General features: G+C 70.7%; 22 protein-coding genes, 1 tRNA gene and 2 pseudogenes. 15 read left to right on the plus strand and 10 right to left on the minus strand.

Annotated elements, in window-relative coordinates; genetic code table 11:
- Positions 1 to 4 precede the first annotated feature (4 nt).
- From ACOOE8_RS08695 to ACOOE8_RS08710, 4 genes are read right to left on the minus strand one after another with little or no spacing between them, the layout of a single operon-like run.
- The gene (locus tag ACOOE8_RS08695) at positions 5 to 343 is read right to left on the minus strand and encodes a nitrile hydratase accessory protein (protein WP_420394421.1); all 339 of its coding nucleotides are present in this window, start codon (positions 341 to 343) and stop codon (positions 5 to 7) included.
- Positions 340 to 954 carry a nitrile hydratase subunit beta gene (locus tag ACOOE8_RS08700; protein WP_420394422.1) on the minus strand — a complete coding sequence of 205 codons (615 nt, stop codon included), beginning with the start codon at positions 952 to 954 and terminating at the stop codon, positions 340 to 342. Before ACOOE8_RS08700 ends, ACOOE8_RS08695 begins: the two co-directional genes overlap by 4 nt.
- Positions 951 to 1,628, minus strand: coding sequence for a nitrile hydratase subunit alpha (nthA, locus tag ACOOE8_RS08705; protein WP_420394423.1), 678 nt, complete (start codon positions 1,626 to 1,628; stop codon positions 951 to 953). The genes ACOOE8_RS08700 and nthA overlap by 4 nt, the downstream gene beginning before the upstream one ends.
- A gap of 3 nt (positions 1,629 to 1,631) precedes the next feature.
- Positions 1,632 to 2,393 (minus strand): gamma-glutamyl-gamma-aminobutyrate hydrolase family protein, encoded by a 762-nt coding sequence (locus tag ACOOE8_RS08710; RefSeq protein ID WP_420394424.1) that lies wholly within the window; start codon positions 2,391 to 2,393, stop codon positions 1,632 to 1,634.
- Between the two features lie 165 nt (positions 2,394 to 2,558).
- On the opposite strand from ACOOE8_RS08710, the gene ACOOE8_RS08715 reads away from it, so the two are divergent.
- From ACOOE8_RS08715 to ACOOE8_RS08725, 3 genes are all read left to right on the plus strand, one after another.
- Positions 2,559 to 3,641 (plus strand): TRAP transporter substrate-binding protein, encoded by a 1,083-nt coding sequence (locus tag ACOOE8_RS08715; protein WP_420394425.1) that lies wholly within the window; start codon positions 2,559 to 2,561, stop codon positions 3,639 to 3,641.
- A gap of 69 nt (positions 3,642 to 3,710) precedes the next feature.
- Positions 3,711 to 4,229 (plus strand): TRAP transporter small permease subunit, encoded by a 519-nt coding sequence (locus ACOOE8_RS08720; RefSeq protein ID WP_420394426.1) that lies wholly within the window; start codon positions 3,711 to 3,713, stop codon positions 4,227 to 4,229.
- Between the two features lie 9 nt (positions 4,230 to 4,238).
- Positions 4,239 to 5,852 (plus strand): TRAP transporter large permease, encoded by a 1,614-nt coding sequence (locus ACOOE8_RS08725; protein ID WP_420394427.1) that lies wholly within the window; start codon positions 4,239 to 4,241, stop codon positions 5,850 to 5,852.
- A gap of 28 nt (positions 5,853 to 5,880) precedes the next feature.
- Here the strand turns inward: ACOOE8_RS08725 and ACOOE8_RS08730 are convergent, their stop codons facing one another.
- Positions 5,881 to 6,084, minus strand: a complete 204-nt coding sequence (locus ACOOE8_RS08730) for a hypothetical protein (protein WP_420394428.1) — start codon at positions 6,082 to 6,084, stop codon at positions 5,881 to 5,883.
- Positions 6,085 to 6,362: 278 nt separating this feature from the next.
- Between ACOOE8_RS08730 and ACOOE8_RS08735 the strand changes: the two genes are divergently transcribed.
- Positions 6,363 to 6,716, plus strand: a complete 354-nt coding sequence (locus ACOOE8_RS08735) for a carboxymuconolactone decarboxylase family protein (protein ID WP_420394429.1) — start codon at positions 6,363 to 6,365, stop codon at positions 6,714 to 6,716.
- 109 nt (positions 6,717 to 6,825) lie between these two features.
- Here ACOOE8_RS08735 and ACOOE8_RS08740 read toward each other — a convergent pair whose 3' ends face one another.
- Positions 6,826 to 7,035, minus strand: coding sequence for a cold-shock protein (locus ACOOE8_RS08740; protein ID WP_420394430.1), 210 nt, complete (start codon positions 7,033 to 7,035; stop codon positions 6,826 to 6,828).
- Positions 7,036 to 7,045: 10 nt separating this feature from the next.
- Positions 7,046 to 8,356: a DEAD/DEAH box helicase gene (locus ACOOE8_RS08745; protein WP_420394431.1), complete on the minus strand. Its 1,311-nt coding sequence runs from the start codon at positions 8,354 to 8,356 to the stop codon at positions 7,046 to 7,048.
- Positions 8,357 to 8,730: 374 nt separating this feature from the next.
- Between ACOOE8_RS08745 and ACOOE8_RS08750 the strand changes: the two genes are divergently transcribed.
- Positions 8,731 to 9,270 (plus strand): sigma-70 family RNA polymerase sigma factor, encoded by a 540-nt coding sequence (locus ACOOE8_RS08750; RefSeq protein ID WP_420394432.1) that lies wholly within the window; start codon positions 8,731 to 8,733, stop codon positions 9,268 to 9,270.
- Complete coding sequence (locus tag ACOOE8_RS08755) at positions 9,267 to 10,028, plus strand: anti-sigma factor (protein ID WP_420394433.1); 762 nt, start codon at positions 9,267 to 9,269, stop codon at positions 10,026 to 10,028. The genes ACOOE8_RS08750 and ACOOE8_RS08755 overlap by 4 nt, the downstream gene beginning before the upstream one ends.
- A 1,125-nt stretch (positions 10,029 to 11,153) precedes the next feature.
- On the opposite strand, the pseudogene ACOOE8_RS08760 reads toward ACOOE8_RS08755, so the two are convergent.
- A pseudogene (locus tag ACOOE8_RS08760) lies at positions 11,154 to 12,003 on the minus strand (integrase core domain-containing protein); the annotation flags it as partial.
- A 1,453-nt stretch (positions 12,004 to 13,456) separates the two neighbouring features.
- Here ACOOE8_RS08760 and ACOOE8_RS08765 point away from each other — a divergent pair.
- From ACOOE8_RS08765 to ACOOE8_RS08795, 7 genes and pseudogenes are all read left to right on the plus strand, one after another.
- A complete protein-coding gene (locus ACOOE8_RS08765; protein WP_420394434.1) occupies positions 13,457 to 15,691 on the plus strand; it encodes a hypothetical protein in 2,235 nt (744 codons plus the stop codon).
- 117 nt (positions 15,692 to 15,808) lie between these two features.
- A complete protein-coding gene (locus tag ACOOE8_RS08770) occupies positions 15,809 to 17,572 on the plus strand; it encodes an ATP-binding cassette domain-containing protein (protein WP_420394435.1) in 1,764 nt (587 codons plus the stop codon).
- Positions 17,569 to 18,858, plus strand: coding sequence for an HlyD family type I secretion periplasmic adaptor subunit (locus ACOOE8_RS08775; RefSeq protein WP_420394436.1), 1,290 nt, complete (start codon positions 17,569 to 17,571; stop codon positions 18,856 to 18,858). The genes ACOOE8_RS08770 and ACOOE8_RS08775 overlap by 4 nt, the downstream gene beginning before the upstream one ends.
- A gap of 71 nt (positions 18,859 to 18,929) precedes the next feature.
- Positions 18,930 to 19,190 (plus strand): hypothetical protein, encoded by a 261-nt coding sequence (locus ACOOE8_RS08780; protein ID WP_420394437.1) that lies wholly within the window; start codon positions 18,930 to 18,932, stop codon positions 19,188 to 19,190.
- 18 nt (positions 19,191 to 19,208) lie between these two features.
- Positions 19,209 to 19,337, plus strand: coding sequence for a hypothetical protein (locus ACOOE8_RS08785; protein ID WP_420394438.1), 129 nt, complete (start codon positions 19,209 to 19,211; stop codon positions 19,335 to 19,337).
- Positions 19,337 to 20,284, plus strand: a complete 948-nt coding sequence (trpD, locus tag ACOOE8_RS08790; protein ID WP_420394439.1) for an anthranilate phosphoribosyltransferase — start codon at positions 19,337 to 19,339, stop codon at positions 20,282 to 20,284. The genes ACOOE8_RS08785 and trpD overlap by 1 nt, the downstream gene beginning before the upstream one ends.
- Positions 20,281 to 21,075 (plus strand): annotated as a pseudogene (locus ACOOE8_RS08795) (indole-3-glycerol phosphate synthase TrpC). The gene trpD and the pseudogene ACOOE8_RS08795 overlap by 4 nt, the downstream one beginning before the upstream one ends.
- 28 nt (positions 21,076 to 21,103) lie before the next feature.
- On the opposite strand, the gene ACOOE8_RS08800 reads toward ACOOE8_RS08795, so the two are convergent.
- Together ACOOE8_RS08800 and ACOOE8_RS08805 are read right to left on the minus strand one after the other, a co-directional pair.
- Positions 21,104 to 21,180, minus strand: a tRNA-Met gene (locus tag ACOOE8_RS08800).
- A gap of 141 nt (positions 21,181 to 21,321) precedes the next feature.
- Positions 21,322 to 22,707 carry an ABC1 kinase family protein gene (locus ACOOE8_RS08805; RefSeq protein ID WP_420394440.1) on the minus strand — a complete coding sequence of 462 codons (1,386 nt, stop codon included), beginning with the start codon at positions 22,705 to 22,707 and terminating at the stop codon, positions 21,322 to 21,324.
- Between the two features lie 239 nt (positions 22,708 to 22,946).
- Here ACOOE8_RS08805 and ACOOE8_RS08810 point away from each other — a divergent pair, with 239 nt between their 5' ends.
- On the plus strand, positions 22,947 to 24,062 hold the full coding sequence (locus tag ACOOE8_RS08810) for a 2'-deoxycytidine 5'-triphosphate deaminase (protein ID WP_420394441.1): 1,116 nt from the start codon (positions 22,947 to 22,949) through the stop codon (positions 24,060 to 24,062).
- Complete coding sequence (gene recQ, locus ACOOE8_RS08815; RefSeq protein WP_420394442.1) at positions 24,059 to 25,888, plus strand: DNA helicase RecQ; 1,830 nt, start codon at positions 24,059 to 24,061, stop codon at positions 25,886 to 25,888. Before ACOOE8_RS08810 ends, recQ begins: the two co-directional genes overlap by 4 nt.
- Positions 25,889 to 25,895: the final 7 nt, after the last annotated feature.

The raw sequence follows: 25,895 nt of genomic DNA on the forward strand, positions 1-25,895 counted from the left end.
GGCGTCAGCGGGGCAGTTGGATGGGCTGTCCGTGCGGCGTCGTGCGCGCCGCCTCGCGCCAGCGCGCGCGCTCGACGCCGAGCGCATCGGGGGCTGCGATCTCGGCGACGCAGCGCTCCAGCGCGGTGACGAAGGCGGCGAAGTAGGCGGTACCGTCGTCCGCAGGAGGGTGGCCCGTTGACAGCTCCTCGCCGAGGAGCGCCGCGAAGCGCCCGGCGTCGACCACCCCGCGCTCGACGAGGTGCGCGCGCAGCGCGAAGGCGGTCGCCTCCCAGGGCGCGGCGAACGCCGGCTCGTCGCCCCGACGGGCGAGCTCGGCGAGCGGCTCGCCGGCCGCGCTCAAGGAGCGGGCTCCAAGTACGTCTCGAACAGGTCGGCGTGGACGGCGTCGGCCGTGGTGTCCTCGCCCCACAGCTCCCGAGCGTCGAACGCGACGTTGTAGAGCGGCGTCGGCGACTCGCCGCGGCCGTGAGCGATGGCGTCCGGCAGGACGTGCGCGCCGTGCAGCGCGGCGATCCGCCCGACCCGGCCGTGGAGGTAGCCCGGCGCGCGGGTGTGCCCGGACGGGCGCATCGGTCGGACCCGCACGGCGTCGCCGACGCCGTAGCACGGCGCCGGACCGTCGCGGTCGTAGGGCGAGCCGCGCGCCATCGCCGGCCGCACCGCGTCCCGGACCAGCACGCGTGGCGGCGGCGCGTCGAGGTCGACCTCGGCGATCAGCCGCTCGAGCGCGGCGAGCCAGATGCCGTAGTAGCTGGAGCCGTAGTACACGGTGCGGGGCAGCGTCTCGCGCATGTGGCGCGAGCGGTCGATGGACCACAGGCCCGCTGCGCCCATGGCAAGGGTCAGCGCGAACGCCGCACGCTCCCAGTCCGCGTGGAAGGGGTTGGCGTCCGCATCCGCCTCGACCGGCCCGAAGCCGTGCGCGCCGCCGACGTCCGCTGGGCCGTTCACGCCGCGCCCGCGGCGGGACCTTGGCCGTCGCCGGCCGACCCCGCGTCCCGCCGGGCGGTGGGCAGCGCGGTGCCGATCATGCAGTCCCGCGTGACGATGGCGGCGAGCTCCTCCTGCGACCACCCCTCGGTGCCGGGGGGACGCTCGGGCACCACGAGGTAGCGGACCTCCGCCGTCGAGTCCCAGACCCTGATGCGGACGCCTTCGGGCAGCCGCACGCCGAAGTCGGCGAGGACGCCGCGCGGGTCGGCCACCGCCTTCGCCCGGTAGGCCGGGGACTTGTACCAGACCGGCGGCAGGCCGAGCACCGGCCAAGGGTAGCAGGAGCACAGGGTGCACACGACCATGTGGTGCACGCCGTCGCCGTTCATCAGCGCGACCATGTGCTCGCCCTGCCGCCCCGTGTAGCCGAGCTCGGCGATTGCGGCCGTGGCGTCCTCGGCGAGGCGCGTGGCGTAGCCAGGGTCGGTCCATGCCCTCGCCACGACGCGCGCGCCGTTCTGCGGGCCCACATCGTCCTCGTAAAGCGTCACCAGCTCGTCGAGGGCGTCTGGATCGACGTAGCCCTTCGCCTGGAGCAGTGACTGGAGCGCGCGCACGCGCACCTCCATCTCCGAGAGGTGGCTGTGGTCGTCGGGATGCGCGTGGTCGCCGTGCGGCGCGTGATCGTCCATCGCTCAGGCCGCCTTCGCGCGCACGCCGCCGGCGTAGGCGCGGCAGGCGTCGGCGAACGCATCGAAGAGTGCGCGGGAGGCTCCGTCGGTGCGCACGAAGTGCTCCGGGTGCCACTGGACGCCGAGGGCGAAGGCGCGAGCCCCTCGTACCGAAAGGGCCTCCACCGTGCCGTCCGGCGCCGTCGCCTCCACGTCGAGCCCGTCGCCGATCCGGTCCACCGCCTGGCGGTGCACTGAGTTCACGCGGACGGGTCCGTCGCCGAGGATCCCAGCCAGGACGCCGCCCCGTGTCGGCCGCACCTCGTGGCGCAGGCCGAACCAGGCGTCGACGTCGCTCTGCGGCGTCGAGCGGTGGTCGTCCCGCCCCCGAACCTCATGCACGGCGACGTGGAGCGAGCCGCCGAACGCGACGTTCATCTCCTGGATGCCGCGGCAGATGCACAGGAGCGGCACGCCGCGCGCCACCGCCTCCCGGATGAGCGGAAGCGTGGTGCGGTCGCGCCGGTGGTCGAAGGGCCCGGCCTCCTCGGTCTCCGGCATGCCGTAGTGCGAGGGGTGGACGTTGGACCGCGCGCCGGTGATCAACACGCCCGAGGCTATCGCCAGCAGCGGTGCCACGTTCACTGGCTCGTCGATGGCGGGCAGCTGCACCGGCAGACAGCCGGCGATCGCCAGCGCGTTGAGGTAGGACGCGGGGCCGGCGGACCACACGAGCATGTTGTGCTCGATGGCGTCCGTGCTCGCGATGACGATGGGCTGAGGCAACGGACACTCCCTCCGCTCCATGAGGCGGCGTCGCGTCGACGATAGCGCGCCGCTCCAGTGGGGCCAAGTCTTGCTTAACGCCTTGTGTGGCTGCGGTAAGTCGGACTAAACCTCTCGGTCAAAAGTCGCCCCGCTAGAAGGGGTGCAACGCACGGGAGGACTTGCATGGATCGTCGTTTGTTCCTGAAGGGGACCGGGGTCGCGGCTGCCGGGACAGCGCTTGCCGCACCCGCCATCGCCCAGGGTCGCACCGAGTGGAAGATGGTCACGACGTGGCCGAAGAACTTCCCCGGCCTCGGCACCGGCGCGCAGCGCTGCGCCGACCGGATCACCAAGCTGACCGACGGGCGCGTGAACGTGAAGCTGTTCGCCGCCGGCGAGCTGGTGCCGCCCTTCGAGGTCCACGACGCCGTGCAGAACGGCACCGCCGAGATGTACCACGGCTCGGAGTACTACTTCCAAGGCAAGCACCCTGCTTTCGCCTTCTTCACTGTGGTGCCGATGGGCTTCACCGTTCCCGAGATGGACGCGTGGATCAACTTCGGCGGCGGCCAGGAGCTGTGGGACGAGCTGGCCGGACAGTTCAACATCAAGCCGTTCGCCTGCGGCAACACCGGCGTCCAGATGGGCGGCTGGTTCCGCGACGAGATCAACTCGGTGGACGACCTGCAAGGGCTTAAGTTCCGCAGCCCTGGGCTCGGCGGCGAGGTGCTCCGCGCCCTCGGCGTCAACGTCATCAACCTGCCGGGCGGCGAGATCTTTCCGGCGCTGCAGTCGGGCGCCATCGACGCGACCGAGTGGGTGGGTCCCTGGAACGACCTCGCCTTCGGCTTCTACCGCATCGCCAAGAACTACTACTACCCGGGCTTCCACGAGCCGGGGCCGCAGCTGTGCGGCGGGGTCAACCTCGATGCGTTCAACGCACTCTCGGACTCCGACAAGGCGGCGGTCGAGGCGGCGTGCCGGGCCGAGAACAACCTGATGTACTCCGAGTTCGTCGCCAAGAACGGTCAGGCCCTCACCACGCTGGTCAACCAGCACGGGGTGCTGATCAAGGAGTTCCCGCAGGACGTTTTCGCGGCCTTTGCCGACGCGTCGGAGGACGTGGTCAACGAGGTCGGCAACCACGACGACCTCGCCAAGCGCGTGCTCGAGAGCTACCGCAACGCTCGCCGCGAGTTCGGGGGGTGGACGAAGATCTCCATGCAGTCCTACCTCAACGAGCGCGGACGTACGCTCACGCTTTAAGGGACGTAGGGGCGCCTGCGGGCGCTCCTCCGGGTCCGGTTGCCCAGCCGGACCCACGCCAGCAACGCGATGGAACTCCTCGCATCCGCCATCGACAACACCAACCGCCTCATCGGCAAGGCGGTGGCTTGGCTCGCGCTCCTCATGGTGCTCGTCCAGTTCGGCGTCGTCGTGGCGCGGTACGTGTTCGGCGTCGGCGACCTGTGGGCGCAGGAGTCCGTCGTCTACATGCACGGGTTCCTGTTCATGCTCGCCGCCGCGTACACGCTGTCGGAGGATGGGCACGTGCGGGTCGACATCTTCTACCGCGGCGCGTCCGAGCGCTCCCGCGCGCTGGTGGACCTGTGCGGCGCGCTCGTCCTCCTCATCCCCGTCGCCGTCTTGATCACCTGGTCGAGCTGGAACTACGTCGGCAACTCGTGGACCATCATGGAGGGCTCCATGGAGGCGTCCGGCATCCCTGGGGTCTTCCTCCTGAAGACCGCGATCCCGGCGTTCGGCATCCTGGTGGGTGCGCAGGGCGTCGTCATGATGCTACGCGCCCTGCTTGTCCTCTCGGGCGGCGCTGGCCGCGCGTCCGTGCGCTGAGCGCAGGGGATGGAGATCTCCGAGATCCTCGACGTCCTCATGTTCGCCGCGGCGGTGGGCCTGCTGCTGACGGGCTTTCCCGTCGCGTTCACGCTCGCCGGGACGGGGCTCATCTTCGCTGGGATCGGCGTCGCGTTCGGGGTGTTCGACTTCGCGTTCGTCAGCTTCCTGCCCCAACGCATCTACGGCACGATGACGAACGAGGTGCTGATCGCGGTGCCGCTGTTCGTGTTCATGGGGGTGATGCTGGAGCGCAGCCGGGTCGCCGAGGAGCTGCTCGGGACGATGGGGCAACTCTTTGGACCCATGCGCGGCGGCGTCGGCATCGCGGTCTGCTTGGTGGGGGCGCTCCTCGCTGCGTCCACCGGGATCGTGGGCGCCACGGTCGTCACGATGGGCCTCCTGTCGCTGCCGACCATGCTGCGCACCGGCTACGCGCCCTCCCTAGCAGCGGGTACGATCGCGGCGTCCGGTACGTTGGGACAGATCATCCCGCCGTCCATCGTCCTCGTCATCCTCGGCGATCAGATCTCCAACGCCTACCAGGAGAGCCAGCGGTTGCTGCAGGAGGCCGCGTGGGGACGCGGTGACTTCTCGTTTGTGCCGGGACCGCCCATCTCGGTGGGCGACCTGTTCGCCGGCGCGCTCATCCCGGGCCTCCTCCTCGTCGCCGCCTACATCGCTTACACGGCGATCATCGCCGCGCTCCGCCCGCACGCCGCGCCGCCCGTGCCGCGCGACCCGAACTCGCCGATCACGGTCAAGCGCATCGCCCACGCGCTGGTGCCGCCGGTGGCGCTCATCGTGGCCGTGCTCGGCTCGATCCTCGCGGGGATCGCGACGCCGACCGAGGCTGCGGCCATGGGTGGCATCGGGGCGCTTCTCCTCGCCGGCTATCGGTTGAACGAGGACAAGCCGCTGTTCATCTACCTCGCGGTGGCCGCCGTCGTCGCCATCCTCGCCCTCGTCGCGACGATGGACCTGCGCGTGTCGCGCAGTGCGATCCCGGACGCCGACCTCGTCGGGATCTATGTGGCCGCTGCCCTCGTCGGGCTCGTGGTCCTCGGGATCGCAGTCTCCCTGTGGCGTGTCGTCCAGGGAGGGATCCTGACGTCCGTGGTGCGCTCGACGACGCAGATCACTGCCATGGTGTTCACCATCCTCATCGGCGCGTCGCTGTTCAGCCTGGTGTTCCGCGGGCTCGGCGGCGAGGAGCTGGTGCACGAGGCGCTGTCCGGCCTGCCGGGCGGCGCGCTTGGCGCGATGATCGCGGTCATGGCGATGATGTTCGTGCTCGGCTTCTTCCTGGACTTCCTCGAGATCGTGTTCGTCGTCGTTCCGCTCGTCGCGCCCATCCTCTTGGTGCTGGAGATGCCGGACGGATCGACCATGAGCCCGGTGTGGCTCGGCATCATGATGGCGGTGAACCTGCAGACCTCGTTCCTGACGCCGCCGTTCGGCTTCGCGCTGTTCTACCTGCGGGGCGTCGCGCCGCCCGAGGTGTCGACGACGGCGATCTACCGGGGCATCGTGCCGTTCGTCCTCATCCAGCTCCTGATGCTGGTCGCCCTGTGGTACGCGCCGGCCATCGCCACGTGGCTGCCGACGGTGATCTACGGCTGACGTCCCACCGCGCCCTACGACCGCTGCGCTACTGGATGATGCCGTCCTCGCACAGCTCGAGGATCGCGAACGGCGTGCGTGGCCCTCCATGCGCGTCGAGGCGGGTGCCGGCCAACAGTTCGCCCCGGCGCACCTGCGGCACCGACGGCCGCGCCGCCGAGGGGACGCACGACCCTCGCGGGAGTGCGACCAGGGCGGTGGTGCGGGGGACCCGGGTGGGTGCCTTCTGCATTCTCGGCTCCTCAATTGGTGTGCCCAGCAGGAGCGTGTCGGAGCTTGCGCCCGCGCGCAACGGCACGACGGGAAGGCACAGCCTCGACCTCATGCGCATTGATCGCGCAGGTTGCAGCAGCTTCGCGCCGAGCCGCGGCGAGCCCTGATGGTGCCGACGCCGGGTTGCAGGCGGCGCCTCCGGCTCGATGCCTGTTATGCGTGCGGCGATCGAGCCGGACGACGACCGCGGACGCCGGTCGACCGCGCCCTAAGTGCTCCCTCAGCGATGGAGGGATCATGGGCGATCATGGGATGAGCGACGCGAAGGCGCAGCTCGCGGTGGTGAAGGGTCGGATCGGCGAGCTGACCAAGGCACTGCCTGAGACGGCGCGCAGCTTTCAGGGTCTGACCAAGGCGGCGAAGACGGACGGCGCGTTGAGCGGCGCGCAGAAGGAGCTCGTCGCGGTCACGATCGCGGTGTCCAAGGGCTGCGAGGGCTGCATCCTCTACCACATCGAGGCGGCCAAGAAGCTCGGCGCCAAGCGCGACGAGCTCCTCGAGATGATGTCGGTCGCCGTGGAGATGGGCGGCGGACCTGCGATGGTCTACGCCTCGCAGGCCCTCGACGCGTTCGACGCCATGGAGGCGTGAGAACGCCCGCCGCGCAGGGCTGCGCGACGGGCGTTCGTCGGGATCGTTGCCCGAGCGCGCTCGACCGGCGAGCGCGTTCGGGTCTCTTGGGACGGGCGACGTCCGAGCGTCAGAGCGCTCGCAGGTTGACCGCGGAGGACTTGTTGCGTCGCTTGTCGACCTCGATGTCGTAGGCGACCTTCTGTCCCTCCTGCAGGTCTCGCATTCCCGCGCGTTCGACCGCGCTGATGTGGACGAAGACGTCTGAGCCTCCGTCGTCGGGCGCGATGAAGCCGTAGCCCTTCGTGCCGTTGAACCACTTGACCGAACCGTTGGCCATTGTGTGCCTCCTAGAGCGTGTTGTCTCGGGCCGACCGCTCGGGTCCGGCGCCGTGGGATGGGGTTGAACGCGCCGGGCGCGGACGGCTCGGCGTGTCGGGACGCGCGGAACGCGACGAGCGCGGGCGGCGGCGACGCGGCGGCGCAGCCCTCTCGGTCGTCGGCTCCGATGGGGATGCGCTCGCGGCGGCGGGGGAGGCTGGCGCCCCCTCGACCGCGATGCGGCGGCCGATCAGCCGCTCGATGTCGGCGAGCAGTGGACGCTCGTCCGGCTCGCACAAGGACACCGCCACGCCCGAGCGACCGGCTCGGGCGGTGCGGCCGATGCGGTGGACGTAGGCCTCTGGCACGTTCGGTAGCTCGTAGTTGACGACGTGACTGACGCCGTCGACGTCGATCCCTCGGGCGGCGATGTCGGTGGCGACCAGGATCCGTGCGGTGCCGGTGCGGAAGGCATCGAGCGCGCGCTGGCGCTGACTTTGGCTCTTGTTGCCGTGGATCGCCACCGCGTCGCAGCCGGCCTCGGCAAGCTGGCGGCTCACCTTGTCCGCGCCGCGCTTGGTGCGCGTGAAGACGATGGCGCGCTCGACGTCGCGCGCCGTGAGGATCGCGGCGAGGGCGTCGCGCTTGTCGGTCCTGTCGAGGTGACGGACCGACTGGACGACCGCCTCCACCGGAGTTGATACAGGCGCGACGGAGATCTCCGCCGGATCCCGCAGGATCTCGTAGGCGAGGGTGCGGATCGCCGGCGGCATGGTGGCCGACAGGAGCGCGGTCTGCCGCTCTCGCGGCAGCTTTGCGACGAGTCGGCGGATCGCTGGGATGAACCCGAGGTCGAGCATCTGGTCGGCCTCGTCGAGCACGACCACGCGGACCTTGGATAGGGTCAGCGCGCCCTCACGCAGGTGGTCCTCGAGCCGGCCGGGCGTCGCGACGAGGACGTCAACGCCCCGGGCAAGGGCTCGCACCTGCGGCCCTGGCTTGACGCCGCCGACCACGAGCGCCGTCGTGAGCCGCGTCCCGACGGCGAGCGCGCGGATGCTCTCCTCAATCTGGGCGGCGAGCTCGCGGGTCGGCGCCAGGACGAGCGCGCGACACGTGCGCGGCTCCGGCCGTCCGGCACCTGCGCCGAGCGCGTCAACGATGGGCAGCGCGAACGCCGCCGTCTTGCCGGTCCCCGTTTGCGCCGTGCCGAGCACGTCGCGTCCGGCCAGCATCGCAGGGATCAGCTTCGATTGGATGGGGGTGGGGGTGGTGTAGCCCTCGGCGGTGACCCCGCGAAGGGTGGGCTCGGCGAGGCCGAGTGCCGTAAACTTTGTCAAACGTGTCTTTCATGCACCTCGGCTGCTGCCTCGGCACGGGTTCGCTGTCATGACCGTGCGCCGGTCAGGCCGTTCGCTAGCCAGGCGGCGCCCTGTCCGGCATCGAAGCGGTCCTCCCGGCTCGACGCACGTCCAGATCGTATAACACGTATGGCGTCGGATGTCCCGCACAAGTCCGTCCCGCGATGCCGCAGCAATGCAAGGCGTGCCGTCCGAGCGCACCGACGCGCTCTCCCGGAGCTTACCGTGCGCCGGACGGGCTGCGCAGCAGCGTTTTCCGCAAACCGCTCGACCATGCGGACGCGGAGGACGTAGATCTGTTGTCGGAAGGCTTTATTAAGCGCCAGGTGTTGGTGCGACACGGTGGGTGGCCAGTGGACACGCAGGACTACGCCGAGACGCTTTCCGCCTGTGCGCGGGGCGACAAGGCAGCGTTGAGGGCGCTGTTCGAGGCCGAAGGGCCGAGGTTGATCGGCGTCGCGCAGAGGATCCTTCATCGAAGGGAGCTCGCGGAGGAGGCGGTCCAGGAGGGGTTTGCACAGATCTGGGCAAGCGCCGACCGCTACGATCCAGTTGTTGGCTCGGCCCGGAGCTGGATTTATGCTGTCATCCGCTACCGGGCGCTCAACATGGTTCGGAAGGAGGCGCGCGAGACATCGATGCCGGCGGAGCAACTTGACCCGCTGGTCGACGCGCAGGCGAACGTCGACGCCGGGTGGATGACGCTGCACAGCGAGAGCATGCTCCGGCGCTGCCTTGAGGATCTCGAGCCGCAACGGCGGCACGCCCTCCTGCTGGCCTACGTGCTTGGGCTGACCCACGGGGAGATCGCGGGTCGGATGGGCGTCCCGCTCGGCACCGCAAAGGCCTGGGTGAGGCGAGCGTTGATCGCGCTGCGCGAGTGTATGCGGTGAGCGCGATCGACGACGGTGCGACGGACTACGTCCTCGGCGTCCTCGACGAAGCCGCCGCCGCAGCGATCGAGGCCCGCATCACCGCGCCGGCGAACGCGGAGGACAGGGCGCTCGCGAGCGCCGTTGGCGAGCTGCGCGACCAACTCCTCGAACTCGACCTGACGGCGGCGGAGGTCGAGCCCTCGCCTGGGGCGTGGCAACGGCTCGAGGCTCGTCTGGACGCGCCACAGGACGACCGATCGCAGCCGGTGGCGCAGCCCTCGTCGACGGCTCGAAGGCCGAGGATGCGACGCGCCGGCCGCACGCGGGGGGGCGTCAGCTGGGGTTGGCGGCCGGCCGCGATCGGCGCGGCCGCTGCCGCGGCCCTGCTGGCCGCGGTGCTCGTCTGGCAGGTCCTCGTGCCGCAGGCGCCCGCCGTGCTCGTCGTCCTGCTCGACGACGGGGGGCAACCGGTCGCCGTCCTCGAGGCGTCGGAGGACAACGCCGTGCTGGTCACGCCCCTTGCGGCGGCCGAGACGGAACCTTCCGAGGTCCTGCAACTATGGACGAAGCCGGACCCCGACGGACCACCGGTGTCGGTGGGCCTCTTGCAGGAGCTCGCCCGGATGGTGGTGAGCAATGCGGACCTGCCGCGGCCGACCGAGGGGCAGCTCTACGAGATCACCATTGAGCCCGCGGGCGGTTCGCCCACCGGCCTGCCCACCGGTCCGATCTTCGGCGTCGGCAACGCCCAGCAACCGGTGCTGCAGGGCCGCTGAAGCATTGCACGCGAGCTGGAGGTCCTCGACGATCTAGGGGCGCAGGTGTTGCTTTTGCCGTGGGGCGTCGCGGGGTGGATCGCTACGGTCTGTGGACGTGCGTGGCGGAGGGGACCGGAGGCGATCGGCTCCCTCGCGGAGCGGAGACCGTTTGCGCTGGGACCCAACGACCGTAGCGTTGCATCGCCGGTACCGGTGCATGGCTGGATGGCTCCGGTGCGGCACAGCCGTCCGGTCGGCTCCCAGCGGCCTCCGCGAAGACGTCAGCTCGGGTTTGGTCGCCGACTGGGCAGGGTCACCGCTGCCGAGGTCATGCCCGTGTGCAGCAAGAAGAGGGCAACATCGTCTGTCCATCGACCGTCGGGGACGTCCTCGTCAAACGCAGCATCCCAGTTCAGAAACCAGTCGCGCATGCGACCGGTGGGCCTGCGTTGACGCGGCGTATCCCCGGTAGGACCTGGACGAAGAAGCACGGGCGCGAACCGTGCAGCCTGCTCCCATCGATGAGGTCGACCCCGCCACGAAGGGGACCGGCCTGCGCGGGCTCGCTCAACGCGCGAGCGGCGCCGCGCACCGGTCGTGCATGACGCTCGAAGCCGGCCAAACGCAGTCGCCGGGCTGCGAGATGGCGGCCTTTAGGGGCCCTCGCTCGGCCGCACGCTGCACCGATGTCGAAGAGGGCTACGCTCCGGAGGAGCTAGCGAGGCATCGTTACTTCACGTTGCGCCCATCATGCCTGCAACTGCTCCCGCAAGGTAGCACTTGCTTCGATTCCTTGATGGTGGCGCTGGAGCGACCCCGTGCGACGCGAGATCGCTCGATCCGCCCAAGGCCGGGGCTCATATCCAGGAGCCGACGGTTGCGCAGGGACAGGCGGCGGGCGAGGACAGCGGCCGCCCGCCGGTCGTAGCGGGGCGCGACACCGCGGAAGTCTGCGAGGCAGCCGAACACGCGCTCGATGGCGTTCCGGTGGCCTGTCGGGCTTCTCCGGACCACGCCTAGCTCGAGTGCTGCCCCTGATGCTGTTTCAGACTGCCCCTTGCGAAGCGGTTGAACGACGGGGCGGGTCGCGGAGGCACCACATACCGCAGCGGTCCGCCACGTCGTGACCGCTGGGTGTTCGGTTCCGATCTTCGAGGCGAACGCCGCCGGCGTCAGATGGCCGAGGCTCGAGCGGGGCCGCACCTCGTTGAAGTGCCGGCGCCAGGCTTCGATCATCGCCTTGGCCTCCCGCGAGCGGCACCATTCGAGGCTCAGGCACGTCGGGGAACTTGCCGTTGAAGCTTTCTCCCGCCCCATCCTGCCAAGGTTTGCCTGGGTCGATCAACGCCGTCTCGATACCCTGGTCGACGATCCACGCGAGCAGCGCGCGGGAGACGAACTCCGGTCCGTTGTCGGACCGCAGATAAAGAGGCGCGCCGCGCTCGCAGGCGATCCGCGACAGCACCTCAATGACGCGCGAGAGCGGATGCAGCCGTCGACCTCGATCGCCAGACCCTCCTTCGTCCACTCGTCGGGGACCGTCAGGAGATACCCCCAGCGCGGATGCTGGGCCGAGAGCTCCACCATGCGCTCGAGCACCGGTGCATCCTTCTCCGCCCGGCGCGAACGGTAGCTCAGCGCCGAACGCGAGACCCCGATCAGCGTGCAGGCCCGCCGTTGCGACAGGCCCCGGCCCATCGCATACGCCACCGCCGCGCAGCGGTCCGGCACGCTCACCGCTTTTTGCGGCGACCTCTTCCATCACCTCGATCTCGAGGTCCCGCTCGACCCCAGCTTCTTCCGCTGCGTTCTCCGCTTCGAGCTGCTTCAGCCGCCGCACGTCGTCGGCCTCGAATGCGCGGAAGCGCTTGCGCCAGGTGTCGATGGTCTGCTCGCTGACGCCGTGCCGCTCGGCCACCGTCGCAGCCATGTCGCGATCGTTCTCCTGCAAGATCGATACCATCTGCTCGTCCGTGAACCTTGATTTGCGCATCCTTCCCTCCATGCCGGAGGGCAGCTCTCCACCAATCCTTGGTCCGAGATTACCGGGGCAGGTCACCGGTCGCGGGAGGAAGAAGGGCGATAAGCAGCTCTTCCAGCGCCGATGGGACGTCGGCGGGATGTTCGCCAGCGCGATGCGGGCCTCGACAGCCTGGCGGATCGCATTGGTGTCGCATGCCGTGTCGGCGTGGATGACCCGGCAGGAGCCCTTCGGCTGCCCTGCAGTCGGCCGCTTGCCCGCCGGTCGGGTGGAGCGCGACCGTCCTACCGAGGCCATCGGTCAGGGCGTGGATCTTGGTCGTGCGCCCGCCGCGCGACCGGCCGATCGCCTGGTCCCGCTCCCCCCTGTGCCGCCGGCAGCCAGCGGATGCGCTTTCGCAGCCGACGAGGGGGTCAGCATCGCCGAGGGCGGTCGGCCAGCCGCGGCCGCAGCGCGGAGGACATCGACCCCCACGCCCCTCGGCTCCGCGACAAGTGCCCTCGGCTCCTGTCGGTCCCCTTGGGGGATCGCCGGATCCGATTCACCTGATAGATCGCGCTCATGGGCCTGAGCCTAGTCGTTGCTACGGTAGAGCCGTTCGTCGATCGGATGAGGCCGTTTGCGCGTCGGATGGTTTTTCGGCAGCGTGCCACGCGCGGTGGGGGATCGGAGGCTTTGATGTCGTCGGCCATCTCAACGAGGAGCATGCCCGCCGAAGGCTGTTCCAGAACTAGCGGGCCCGCGCGAGCGTCGCCGGGCGGACGGAGCGTGGTTAAAGGTCTGGCGGGTCGATCGCGACCGCCCGTCTTGGTGGAGGTTGCGCCGACCGCCATGCGAGCAGCCGATGTCCTCGCAAACCTCACCCCTCCTTCGCTGGCCGATGAATGGTCGGCTTGTTTCTAGGCATCGAGGCGCTGGGCACCGTCGGGGCTCGCCTCCCGCAGTGCCTCGATCGAGCCTCGTAAGGGCTCGTGCCACCATCAACGATGCCTACGATTGTCGAGCGTCTTCAGCGGTCCGGAGACCGCTGGCCCGCCGCGCGGCGGTGCCCGTCGTCGGCACGCGGGAATGATGCCCGGGATGACGCGGCGCTCGTCCACCGACCACGCATCGAGCTGGTTCTTCGGGCGATGCAGCTCGATCGCGTGCCTCGGCTGTCGCTGAACCAAGCCTCGTCCGCCATGCGGTCCCTTACGCCGATGGGCGCACCATGGGGTCGCCTGGTCACGGCGCGATCACGGTCGAAGTCGTGGCCGAACCTGCACCGGGCGGAGGGCGGCGCCCGCGTCCGCGAGGCGATCGAGGCCGCGCAGCGTAACGCCTCCCGTCCTGCGACGCGAAAGCCGATCCTGAGGAGCCGGCCTCCGTAAGCCAAGGGGCCATCATCAGCGCGGCCGCCTGCCGCGCGATCCCGGCCCGGGAGGTTGCGGTCGAGGACGGGCTTGCCCTGCCTTCCGCCGTACGGATGAGCAACGGCTTCGCCAGCCTGGCTTACGAGCGTGTTCGGATCGTCATCGTTGGCCGCCGTCGCGGCCTGCGTGCCAGGATCGTCGTGGCGCTAACCGGCGTCCCCCCTCGTCGGCCGCACGAACTCGTACATAGGTGCAATTTCTTTCCTAGGATCTGCATCCGCGACGGTCACCGGCGGGTACTTCACACGAGCACCCGAGGATCTGGCCGACCGCGTCGGACCAGGGTGCTCGAGCATCGCAGTGTTGCGGATCAAGGAGGGGCTATGTTGGCCGCCAAGTTTGCCCAGGCATTCTCGAACATCATCAACGCCATCGTCGATCGGGACGATGCCATCGGTCGTAACGCGACCGCTGACGGCGACGGCGCACGGGCGTTCGGCGACGGCGCGACGGCGAACGGATCGGGCGCGCTCGCCGTCGGCACCGACGCGTCCGCCATGGGCGACTCGACCACCGCGGTCGGCAGCCTCAGCACCGCCGACGGCCTCGCCGCGACGGCGTACGGTTGGAAGTCGTCGGCGGTCGGAGAGCGGGCGCATGCGCTCGGCCACATCGCGAACGCCGATGGGGACTTCACCCTAGCCGTCGGCGAGGCGGCCCAGGCGCAGAGCGACAACGCCACCGCCATCGGCAACATGGCGATGGCGAGCGGCATCGACGCGCTCGCCGTCGGCGACACGGCGTCGGCCATGGGCAACTCGACGACCTCGGTGGGTGGCGAGAGCGTCGCCGACGGCCCCGGCGCCACGGCGATCGGCTGGCAGTCGAGCGCGACGGCCGAGCGGGCGCAGGCGTTCGGGCACCTGGCGAGCGCGGACGGCGTGCGCAGCCTCGCGGTCGGCGAGGCGGCCCAGGCGCAGTCGGACAACTCGACGGCGATCGGCAACATGGCGACGGCGAGCGGGATCGACGCGCTCGCCGTCGGCGACACGGCGTCGGCCATGGGCAACTCGACGACGGCCGTCGGCGGCGAGAGCGTCGCCGACGGCCCCGGCGCCACGGCGATCGGCTGGCAGTCGAGCGCGACGGCCGAGCGGGCGCAGGCGTTCGGGCACCTGGCGAGCGCGGACGGCGTGCGCAGCCTCGCGGTCGGCGAGGCGGCCCAGGCGCAGTCGGACAACTCGACGGCGATCGGCAACATGGCGACGGCGAGCGGGATCGACGCCCTCGCCATCGGCGACACGGCGTCGGCCATGGGCAACTCGACGACCTCGGTCGGCGGCGAGAGCGTCGCCGATGGCCTCGCCGCGCAGGCCTACGGCTGGCAGTCGTCGGCGGTCGGCGAGCGCGCGCATGCCTTCGGCCACATCGCCAGCGCCGACGGTGCGTTCAGCCTGGCCGTCGGCGAGGCGGCGCGGGCGCAGAGCGACAACGCCACCGCCATCGGCAACGCAAGCGCCGCCATGGGGGCCGATGCGCTCTCCATCGGCGACACGGCATCGGCGATGGGCAACTCGACGACCTCGGTCGGCGGCGAGAGCACGGCGGACGGAACCGCTGCGACGGCCTACGGCTGGCAGTCGTCCGCGACGGGTGAGCGGGCGCACGCGTTCGGCCACGTCGCCGAGGCCAACGGCGACTTCTCGCTCGCGGTCGGTGAGGCCGCGTCGGCGCAGGGTCCCAACGCCACGGCGATGGGCAACCAGGCGTCTGCGCAGGGCATCGATGCGCTCGCCATCGGCGACACGGCGATGGCGTCGGGCAACTCCACGACCGCCGTCGGCGGGGAGAGCGTCGCGGACGGCACCGCGGCCACCGCGTTCGGCTGGCAGTCGTCCGCCACCGGTGAGCGGGCCCACGCGTTCGGTCACATCGCGGAGGCCGGCGGGGACTTCTCGCTCGCGGTCGGCGAGGGGGCGAGCGCGAACTTCGCCAACTCCACGGCGATCGGCGCGAACGCCGAGGCGACGGCCGACAACGAGTTCGTCCTGGGCAACTCCGACAACTTCTACACGTTGCCCGGCCTCGCCGACGACGTGAGCGAGGGGCAGGCGGAGCTGTTGATCGTCGACGATCAGGGGCAGATCTCGAGCTTCGGAGCCGATGACTTCTTCGCCGCGTTGGAAGATCTCGGCTCCGGCGCGTCGATGGACACGACCGACGATGACGTCGACGGGCATCCCACACCGGCCGACACGACCGACGGCACGGACGACTCCATGGCCTTGCCCGAAGCCAGCGACCTCGCCGACAGCGATCAGTTCGACGACGACGCGGCCTTGGCCTGATCGCAGGCCCGCCGATCATGACCGACGGGGAGGGAGTGTCGTCCTCCCCTGCGACGAACGAGGAGGGCGCTCCGGCGCCCTCCTCCAATGACCGCGCTTACCGGAGGGACAGCCAGCATGGGTCGTGACGTCAACGGGGGCTCAGCGAACGCGGGCCACGGGCAGGTCGGCGCGGCGCTACGCTCCATCGGGCCGCACGTCGGCTTCGCGCTCGCCTTCTCCGCGGCGGTGAACGTCCTGTTCCTCGCCTCGCCCATCTACATGATGCAGCTCTACGGCCGCGTGCTGAACTCGCGCAGCCTGGAAACGCTCGCCTCGCTCTCCTTGGTGCTGGCGTTGGTGCTGATCGCGATGGCGGCAGCCGACGCCGCCCGCGGCCGCCTGCTCGCGCGGGCCGGGGGCCGGATGGCGCAGCGGCTGACCGCCCCCGCGATCCGCGTCGCGCTGATGGCGGGCAAGGGTCGCGCGCAGTCCACGCTCGAGGAGCTCGAGGTGGTCCGCAAGTTCTTCGCCGGCGGCTCCATGGCGACGCTCATGGACACGCCCTTCACCGTCCTCTTCCTCTTCGTCCTCTTCCTGCTTCATCCGGCGCTGGGCCTCGTCGCGACGGTCGGCGCCGCGTTGATCCTCGCCACGGTGTGGCTGCCCCGGCTGGTGGAGGTCGCTCGCGAGCGCCGGATCGCCGACGGGGCGCGCTCGATCGACGAGAGCGCGACGCTTCTGAGCCGCGATCGCGGCGAGATCAGGGGGCTCGGCCTCGACGAGGGCCTCGCCGCGCGGTTGTCGCGCAACCACCTCACCCTCGGGGCGACGCGCCTCGCCTCCGGGGAGGGTTCCGCCACGGTCGGCGCGACCGCGCGCTTCTGGCGGCTTGCCGCCCACAGCGCGGCGCTCGCGACCGGCGCGGTGCTGGCGATCGACGGCGCGCTCGCGCCATCCGCGATGCTGGCCGCTGCGATCCTCACCGGACGCGCGCTCGGTCCCATCGAGACCTTGCCGGTCGCGCTGCGCCACGCGCGGCTGTCGCGCCGTGCGCTCGAGGGGCTCGACGCGGCGCTCGAGAGGGCGGCGCCTCTCCGCAGCGAGCCGCTGCCCGTCCAAGCCGGGGTCGCCGTGGAGGCGCGACGCGTCGTCGTGACCCCGACCGGTGCGACCCGGCCGGCCCTGCGCTCGCTCAGCTGCAAGCTCGCGCCGGGGGAGGTGGTGGCGGTTGTCGGCGAGGCGGGTGCGGGCAAGTCTACGCTGCTGCGCTGCCTTGCCGGCGTCGAGCCGGTCAAGAGCGGCGAGCTGCGCATCGGCAGCGTCGACGTGGCCTCCGCCGACCCGCAGCTCCTTCAAGCGTTGGTGGGGTGGATGCCCCAGGACCCGCCGCTCTTTCCCGGCACGGTGCGCGAGAACGTGGCAAGGTTCCTGCCCCTCCCCGAGGAGGACGTGCGCCGCGCGATCCGCCGGGCCGGAGCGCTCGAGGCGATCGAGAAGCTGCCTCATGGCTTCGAGACTGACGTCGGCTCGCCGAGCGTCGCTGCCTCGCCGAACCTCAGGCAGCAGATCGCGCTGGCGCGGTCGCTCGTCGGCGACGCCCCGCTCATCCTGTTGGACCAGCCCACCGCCCACATGGATGCGGCGGGCGAGGTCGCGACCTTGAACGCGATCCGTGCCCTGAAGGGCGCCGGCGTCACGGTGATCGTCGCCTCCCACAAGCCCGTGATGTCGACGGTGGCGGACCGCATCATGCTCCTGTCCGACGGTTTGATGGAGGTGTTCGAGGATCGCGACACGGTGCTTCAGGCCATGCGCCGTCGCTCGCTCAAGGCCGTGCCCACCGCGCAGAACGACGGCGTCAAGCGGGTTGGCGCCGACGCGACGGGGGCGCAGCGATGAGCGGCGGACCGGAGCTCCGCGACGGCGTCGGTCGACCGGTGGCGGTCGCCTTCGTGGCGTTCGCCGTCTCGATCGGTGGCGTGATCGCCTGGATGGCGCAGGCGCCGCTGGCGAGCGCCGTCCTTGCGGAGGGCGCCATCGCGGTGGAGGGGGACATCAAGACCGTCCAGCACCTGGAGGGTGGGATCGTCGCCAAGCTCCTCGTGCAGGAGGGCGACGACGTCGCCGCGGGCGAGACGCTGGTGCGCCTCGACACGACGGAGGCGCAGTCCGAGCGCGCCGCGCTCATCGCGGAGCGGGACGCGCTCGCCGCGCGGGCGGTGCGGCTCCGCGCCGAGCTCCGGGACGGCGCGCCCGACTTCGCCGCGCTCGCCTCCTCCGAGCGGGGGACGCTGGCGTCCGCCATCGCCGGGCAAGCTGCGCTGTTTAAGGCGCGCGCGCAGGAGCGGGTGGCCGAGCAGCGGATGCTCGACGGGACGCTTCAGCGGCTGCGGGCGCGCAGCGCGGCGATCGCTGCGACGCTCGACGGGATCGCCCAGCGCATCGCGCTGGCCGAGGAGGAGATGGGCGTCAAGGAGGACCTCGCGTCCCGCGGCGTCGCCAGCCGCGCGGTGGTTCGCCAGGCCGAGCAGGCCCTCGTCGCCCTTCGCGGCGAGGAGGCGGCGCTTGGTGCGAGCCTCGCCGAGGCCAGGGCCGCCGAGGCCGAGGCGGAGCTGCAACGGGCCGAGACCGACAGCAAGCGCATCTCCAGCGTCTCGGACGAGATGAGCAAGGTCGAGGCTCGCCTGGCCGAGGTCAAGCCGACGCTGCTTGCCGTCAGCGAGCGGATCGCCCGCAGCGTCGTGCGAGCGCCGGTGGACGGCACCGTGGTCGGCTTGTCGGTGGCGACGATCGGCGGCGTGATCGCGCCGGGCGAGCCGATCATGACGATCGTCCCGAACAGCCCCGTCCTGATCGCCGAGGCGGAGGTCGCACCGACCGATCGCGAGCGGCTGACCGAGGGGATGACCGGGGAGGTGCGCCTCGCAGGGCTCGAGGCGCGTGGCGAGGCGAGCCTCCACGGGACCGTCGCAAGGATCTCCGCCGATCGGATCCGGCAGAGGATCGAGGGTGACGGCGAGGACCACTATCAGGTGGTGGTCACGTTCGGCACGGTGCCCGCCGACGTGCGGCTCGTCCCTGGGATGCCGGTGACCGTGGTCATCCCGACCCGCTCGCGGACCGCCATCGACTACCTGCTCTCGCCGCTGAAGGACGCCCTCTCGCGGTCCCTGCGGGAGGTCTGACCTTGTCCGCACGCCCCGCAAGGGGAGCCAAGCCGCCGCCCCGCCGAGAAGGATCCGAGCCGAGCCCGAGCATGGTGGCGACCGCGCTGTTCGCCGAACACTGGAACGTCGAGGCGATGCGTCGCGCCTTCGGCAAGCCAGCGCATCGTCCGCCATCCGAGGCGTCCGGTCCGTCCGAGCGACCGTCCACCCTGCCGATCCGTCCGGTGCCGTACCCCTCGCGCAGAAGAAGGGCGCGCTCCGTGAGCCTGGTGCGCAGGCTCGTGCGAAGGGTCCTGTGGTTCGCGTTGCTGACGTTCGGCGCGTGGATCGTTGTTCAGCTCAAGGCGTGACGTCCCGGAGTTGGCGGAGTGAGCGACCTTTGCGCGCTGATCCGCGAGGCCATGCAAGGCCCGTTCCCCCACGCTGCAGCCGAGCGGGCCTTCGACGTGATCATGGCCGGGAAGGGGCGACGGCTGCACAGGTCGCAGGCTTCCTGATGGCGCTGGCCATGCGTGGCGAGTGCGTCAAGGAGATCGTCGACGTTGCCGTCGTGATGCGCGCGCGCTCCATCAGCGTTAGAGCGCCCGCCGACGCCATCGACGTCGTGGGCACGGGAGGCGGCAAGGGCACGCTGAACATCTCGACCGCGGCGGCGATCGTGATGGCGGGCTGCGACGCGCCCGTGGCCGAGCACGGCAACCGCGCGCTCAGCTCGCGTTCGGGGGCTGCGGATGCGCTGGGCGCCCTCGGCGTCGGAACCATGGTTACCGCGGGCGTGGCGCAGCGCGCGCTCGCCACGCGCGGGCTCTGCTTCATGATGGCGCCGATGCACCATGCGAGCATGCGCCATGTGCAGCCGGTGCGCCGGGAGATGGGGGTGCGCACGGTGTTCAACATCCTCGGGCCGCTGACCAACCCTGCTTGGGGTGCGCCGACAGCTCACGGGTGCTTACAGCCGTTAGCTCCTATGCCCGATGGCGAAGACGCTCGCCTTGCTCGGGTCGCAAACGGCCTGGCTCGTCCATGGCGGGGAAACGGGACCGACGAGCTGTCCATCGCCGGACCGAGTCAGGTGGTGGCGCTGACGGACGGGAAGATCAGCGCGTTCGAGGTCTGCCCCGCCGACGCCGGCCTGCCGACGCATCGCTTCGAGGCCATCCGAGGCGACACGCCGCAACGCAACGCCCAGGCGCTCGCCGACCTGTTGGACGGCGCGCCCGGGGCCTATCGCGACGCGGTGCTCCTGAACGCTGCGGCGGCGCTCGTCGTGGCGGGCCGGACGAACAGCCTCGCCGAGGGTGCAAGCTTGGCGGCCTCCAGCGTCGATGACGGTGCCGCCCGCGCCAAGCTCGCCGCACTCGCGGACGTGACCTCTCCTGCGAACATGGCGCGCGGTGAGCCGGCCCCGCTTTCAGGGGCGAGCGAGGCAGAGGTCAGCCCATGAGGGACGTCCTTGCGCGAATTGCAGCCTACAAGCGCGAGGAGGTCATCGCCGCGAAGTCGGCTGCTCAGCTTTCAGCGATCGAGGCGGAGGCTCGCCTTGCTCCGCCGGTCCGCCCCTTCGGCGCAGCTCTCACGCGCGCTGCTGCTCAGGGCTACGCGCTCATCGGTGAGTTGAAGAAGGCCTCCCCTTCAAGGGGACTGATCCGTCACGACTTCGATCCGCCGCGCCTCGCGGCGGCCTACGAGCCCGGGGGCGCCGCCTGCCTCAGCGCCCTCACGGACGGACCGAGCGTCATGGGCGCTCCGGGTCACCTTGTGGCCATGCGTGCCGCTACGAGGCTGCCCGTGATCGATCCTTACCAGGTCGCAGAGGCCCTGGCTCTGGGCGCAGACGCGATCCTCGTCATCCTCGCCATGGTGCGCGACGCGCTCTCGCAGCCGAACTCGTCGATGCCGCGGCCCATTGGCGGATGGATGCCCTGATCGAGGCGCACGACGGCACCGAGCTCAAGCGCGCCCTCGCGTCACCGTCGCCGCTGATCGGCATCAACAACCGCGATCTGAGGACGTTCAAGACCTGCCTCGACACCACCGAAGCGCTGGCACCCCGCGTGCCTCCGACCGCAGCGTGATCAGCAGGAGCGGCCTTTCCAGCTGGGCGGACCTTGCGCGCCTGGGCCGATCGGGCGTGCGCCGCTTCCTGGTCGGCGAGGCATCATGCGTCGTGGGGATGTCGCAGCTGCGATGACGGCAATGCTCGGCGCGCCGATGGCGGCTGAAGGGACCCGCTGATGGGTCGGCATGGTTGATGGGCGACAGCTGGTTGCGGGGGTAGGATTTGAACCTACGACCTTCAGGTTATGAGCCTGACGAGCTACCGGGCTGCTCCACCCCGCGCCAGTTGTTGCGACTGGGACCGCACCCCAGGGGGCTCCGTCCGCCGCACCGCAGACTTAGCAACTCGCCTGCAGGAGTTAAAGGGGTCGGCGACACCGAAACGTCATGGGCGTGTCCCCAGCCACCTCGGGCGAAGGACGGTCAGGCGGGGGCGAGGCTCCGAGGGTTGGGGTTCGGCAGGCCGACCGCTGCCAGCGCCGTCGCCTGACGCTCGGCGACGCCGTCGAGCGGCGCGGCGACGAGCTGGTCGCGGAAGATCTCGTGGAAGTTCAGTTCGGCCTGGAGGTGGAGGAGCACCGCGCCGAGGCCGATCGCCGCGCGGTCCATGAAGACGAACTCGCGGGGCACCGTCACCGGCCCCTTCTCCTTCAGCGCCTGGTGCACCGAGAACGCCTCGCGCCGGCCGTACTCGCCGGGCTTCGTGCCATCGGCGAGGGTGCGCACCCGGTCTTCCAGGATCGGCCCGTAGATGAAACGGGCCCAGATGTTCAGAATGTCGATGAGCTCGCGGGACAGCCCGCGGAAGCCCCAGGTCTCATAAGCGTGCACCACGCGCTCCTCGTCGCCGTTGAGCAGGCCTTCGTAGAGGGCGATCACGCCGCCGACGAAGGAGATCGGGAACAGCCGGATGCAGCCGTAGTCGAGCAGGTTGATGCCGACCGGCTCGCCGTCCGCCTTGAAGGCCGTGTAGTTGCCGAGGTGCGGGTCGCCGTGGATGACGCCGATCTCCGCGAACGGCGCCCAGTAGGCGCGGAACAACGCCTTGGCGAGCCGGTTGCGGACCTCGAGCGGGGCTTCACGGTACGTCAGCAGGCGTCGGCCGTCGAGCCACCCCAGCGTGAGGAGGCGGCGGGTCGACAGGTCGTCGTGCACGCTGGGCACGTGGATCGTCGGGTCGTCGGCGAACACCAGCCCGTAGAGCTTGGCGGCACGGGCCTCGCGGGCGTAGTCGAGCTCCTCGCGCAGCCGGTCGCCGATCTCCGCGTTGATCTCGGAGGTGTCGATGCCGGGGCGCATCCGCCGGTGGAGCTGGAAGATCAGCCCGAGCTGCTTGAGGTCCGCCTCGATGGCGGAGTCCATGTTGGGGTACTGCAGCTTGCAGGCGACCGCCTCGCCGGAAAGCGTCTCGGCGCGGTGGACCTGTCCCAGGGAGGCCGCTGCCGCGGGCGCCTTGTCGAACCTTGCAAAGCGCTGCAGCCAGTTCGCGCCGAGCTCGGCCGCCATGCGGCGCTTGACGAACGGGTAGCCCATGGGGGGCGCGTCGGACTGCAGGGTCTGCAGCTCTGCGGCGTACTCCGGCGGCAGCGCGTCCGGGATGGTGGATAGGAGCTGGGCCACCTTCATGAGCGGGCCCTTGAGGTTACCGAGCGCGCGCGCGATCTCCATCGCGTTGCGGTCGTGCTGCAGCTCGCCGCCGAACAGGCGCGAGGCCATCATCTTCGCGGCGATGCCGGACATGTTGCCGCCGACCCGCGCGTAGCGGCTTGCGCGGCCCGCGAAGGTGTTGCGCTCGCTGTCCGTCACCATCGATCGATCCCGTCGTTGATAAGCCTTCGATATAGCATGGCGAACCGTGCCTCTAAGGCGTGCGACGATCGGTTCGGGCGCAGGCTCCCGCGCGGATCCGCGGCTTGGGGACACGCCTGTGCCGCCCGCAACTGCGGGGATAGCGGGGTGGCCGTGCCTTGCGGCTCGTGCCGGTCGGCCGACCCGACGCACGATCTGCGGACGAGCCGTTCGACGCCAACGGCAGAATTGGAGAGCCGATGCAAGCGCTTCGACCATGGACCGCCGAAGGGCCCGCCGAACGTGCGGCCGCGCACGGCATCCTGCCACGCCAGGCGATCGCCCGGCTTGCCCGGGACGGCGCGATCGCGGCCGACGACGGCATCGCGGACGACCAGCTCCAGCCGGCGAGCCTCGACCTTCGCCTCGGCCCCCGCGCGCACAGGATCCGCGCGAGCTTCCTGCCCGCGGCCGGCGAGGCGATGGCGGACAAGGTCGCGCGGGTGCGGCTGCACACCATCGACCTCAGCGAGGGCGCGGTGCTGGAGACCGGCTGCGTCTACCTCGTGCCCCTCATGGAGCGCCTCGCGCTGCCTGCGCACCTGTCGGCGTCGACCAACCCGAAGAGCTCCACGGGTCGCCTCGACGTCTTCACGCGGGTGATCGCCGACGGTTCCGGGGGGTTCGACTTCGCGCCGCCAGGCTACCGCGGGCCGCTCGCGGTGGAGATCAGCCCGCGCACCTTCCCCGTCCTGGTACGGGCCGGCTCGCGCCTGTCGCAGGTGAGGTTCCGCACCGGTCACGCCGTCATCGACGACGCGGCGCTCGCCGAGCTCCACCGAGCCTCGCCGCTGGCGGTGCCGGACGCGGTCATCAAGGACGGGATGAACCTGTCCATCGACCTCAAGCCCGAGGCGGGCCCCGTAGGCTACCGCGCCAAGCGCCACACCGGCGTCATCGACGTTGACCGGCGTGACGCGCTCGCCACCGCCGACTTCTGGGACCCCATCGAGGCGAGCGACGGCCGGCTGATCCTCGACCCCGACGAGTTCTACATCCTGATGAGCCGCGAGGCGGTGTCGATCCCACCGGCCTTCGCCGCGGAGATGGTGCCGTTCGATCCGTTGGTCGGCGAGTTCCGTGTGCACTACGCCGGCTTCTTCGATCCGGGGTTCGGTCACGGTCCCGGTCAGGCGGCGCGCGCCGTGCTCGAGGTGCGCTCGCGCGAGGTGCCGTTCATCCTGGAGCACGGTCAGGTCGTCGCCCGCCTCGCCTACGAGCGCATGGCGCAGGTCCCTGACATCGTTTACGGTGCCAGCCTCACCTCGCACTACCAGGGGCAGGCCTTGAAGCTGTCCAAGCACTTCCGCTCGTGACCGACCTGCTGGCCCTTGGTGGCGGCCACACCGGAGGGGACCGGCGCTCCGCGGCGGCGATCCTCACCGAGGTGTTCGGCTTCGCAGCGTTCCGTCCGGGCCAGGAAGAGATCGTCGGCGCGGTGGCCGCCGGCGAGGACGTGCTCGCGGTGATGCCGACGGGCGGCGGAAAGTCGCTGTGCTACCAGCTCCCAGCGCTGATGCACGACGGCGTCACCATCGTGGTGTCGCCGCTCATCGCGCTGATGCGCGATCAGGTGCTGGCGCTCCAGTCCCTCGGCGTCGCGGCGGCGAGCCTCAACTCGGCGAACGCTTTGGAGGACAACCGCCGCACGCTCGCCGCGGCGGTCTCTGGCACGCTCAAGCTCCTGTACATATCGCCCGAGCGCCTGACGGACGGCGCCACGCTGGAGCGGCTGCGCGAGGCGCCGGTCGCCATGATCGCGGTGGACGAGGCGCACTGCGTCTCCCAGTGGGGGCACGACTTCCGCCCCGAGTACCGCCAGATCGGCGACGTGCGGCGCGACCTCGGGATCTCCCAGACGGTCGCGTTCACCGCGACCGCGGACGAGGTCACGCGCGAGGACATCGCCGAGCGGCTGTTCGCCGGTGGGTGCCGCGTCTTCGTGCGCTCCTTCGACCGGCCGAACATCTCCCTCGCGATGACGCAGCGCGCCGAGGGTCGCGCCCAGCTCCTCACCTTCCTGAAGGCCCACGAGGGGCAGTCCGGCATCGTCTACTGCCAGTCGCGGCGGCGCGTGGACGAGACGGCGGCCTTCCTGGCGCAGAAGGGCTGGCGGGCGGTGCCCTACCACGCGGGGCTCGAGCGGGAGGAGCGCGACGGCAACCAGGACGTCTTCCTGCGCGAGGACGGCGTGGTGGTGGTCGCGACGGTCGCCTTCGGGATGGGCGTCGACAAGCCCGACGTGCGCTTCGTCTTCCACATGGACCTGCCGAAGAACATCGAGAGCTACTACCAAGAGATCGGCCGCGCCGGCCGCGACGGCCTGCCTGCGACCGCGCACGCGCTCTACGGCTTCGGTGAGATCCGCCAGTTCCGACAATGGATCGAGGCGTCCGAGGCGTCGGACGCGGTCAAGGACGTCGAGCGGCAGAAGCTTTCTGCGCTGGTCGCGTTGTGCGAGGCGCCGTCCTGCCGTCGCGTGCTCCTGCTGGGCTACTTCGGCGAGGCGGTCGCGCCCTGCGGCAACTGCGACATGTGCGCCGGCAAGGTGGAGACCTTCGATGCGACGGTGCTCGCCCAGAAGGCGCTGTCGGCGGTGGCGCGCACGAAGGAGCGCTTCGGCGTCGAGCACCTCATCTGCGTCCTGCGCGGCGAACGCTCCGAGAAGGTCGAGAAGTGGGGCCACCACGAGCTGAAGACCTTCGGCGTCGGCGCCGACCAGTCGCGCAAGACGTGGCGCTCCATCTTCCGTCAGCTTGGCGTGATCGGCCTCGCGGAGGCGGACGCGGGTGAGTACCCGACGCTCAAGGTATCCGGCGAGGGCTGGCGCGTCCTGAAGGGCGAGGCACGCGTCACGCTGCGCAAGGACGCCCTGTCGCTGAGGGACGAGACGCGCAAGACCTCGCCGGAGCTGCCGACGGACTACGACGGCGAGCTCCTCGAGCGCCTCAAGGTGTTGCGACGCGTGCTCGCCGACACCCGGGACGTGCCAGCCTACGTGATCTTCTCCGACCGCACGCTGATCGAAATGGCGGCGCGGCGGCCCACGACCGAGGCCGAGCTACGCGGCATCCACGGCGTCGGCGAGCGCAAGCTGAAGGACTTCGGCGCGGCGTTCCTCGAGGTGACGTCCGCCCGGTAAGGCCGTC

Origin of the sequence: Acuticoccus sp. (genome assembly GCF_965213555.1) — a bacterium.
Lineage (GTDB): Bacteria > Pseudomonadota > Alphaproteobacteria > Rhizobiales > Amorphaceae > Acuticoccus.

Bases quoted from the DNA above. Each gene is read 5' to 3' on its own strand.
- ACOOE8_RS08715 (WP_420394425.1), top strand. From the start codon at position 2,559: ATGGATCGTCGTTTGTTCCTGAAGGGGACCGGGGTCGCGGCTGCCGGG.
- ACOOE8_RS08780 (WP_420394437.1), top strand. From the start codon at position 18,930: ATGGTGGCGACCGCGCTGTTCGCCGAACACTGGAACGTCGAGGCGATG.
- ACOOE8_RS08770 (WP_420394435.1), top strand. From the start codon at position 15,809: ATGGGTCGTGACGTCAACGGGGGCTCAGCGAACGCGGGCCACGGGCAG.
- ACOOE8_RS08775 (WP_420394436.1), top strand. From the start codon at position 17,569: ATGAGCGGCGGACCGGAGCTCCGCGACGGCGTCGGTCGACCGGTGGCG.
- ACOOE8_RS08730 (WP_420394428.1), bottom strand. From the start codon at position 6,084: ATGCAGAAGGCACCCACCCGGGTCCCCCGCACCACCGCCCTGGTCGCA.
- ACOOE8_RS08810 (WP_420394441.1), top strand. From the start codon at position 22,947: ATGCAAGCGCTTCGACCATGGACCGCCGAAGGGCCCGCCGAACGTGCG.
- nthA (WP_420394423.1), bottom strand. From the start codon at position 1,628: ATGGACGATCACGCGCCGCACGGCGACCACGCGCATCCCGACGACCAC.
- ACOOE8_RS08740 (WP_420394430.1), bottom strand. From the start codon at position 7,035: ATGGCCAACGGTTCGGTCAAGTGGTTCAACGGCACGAAGGGCTACGGC.
- ACOOE8_RS08765 (WP_420394434.1), top strand. From the start codon at position 13,457: ATGAGCAACGGCTTCGCCAGCCTGGCTTACGAGCGTGTTCGGATCGTC.
- ACOOE8_RS08720 (WP_420394426.1), top strand. From the start codon at position 3,711: ATGGAACTCCTCGCATCCGCCATCGACAACACCAACCGCCTCATCGGC.
- trpD (WP_420394439.1), top strand. From the start codon at position 19,337: ATGGCGCTGGCCATGCGTGGCGAGTGCGTCAAGGAGATCGTCGACGTT.
- ACOOE8_RS08735 (WP_420394429.1), top strand. From the start codon at position 6,363: ATGGGCGATCATGGGATGAGCGACGCGAAGGCGCAGCTCGCGGTGGTG.
- ACOOE8_RS08805 (WP_420394440.1), bottom strand. From the start codon at position 22,707: ATGGTGACGGACAGCGAGCGCAACACCTTCGCGGGCCGCGCAAGCCGC.
- ACOOE8_RS08725 (WP_420394427.1), top strand. From the start codon at position 4,239: ATGGAGATCTCCGAGATCCTCGACGTCCTCATGTTCGCCGCGGCGGTG.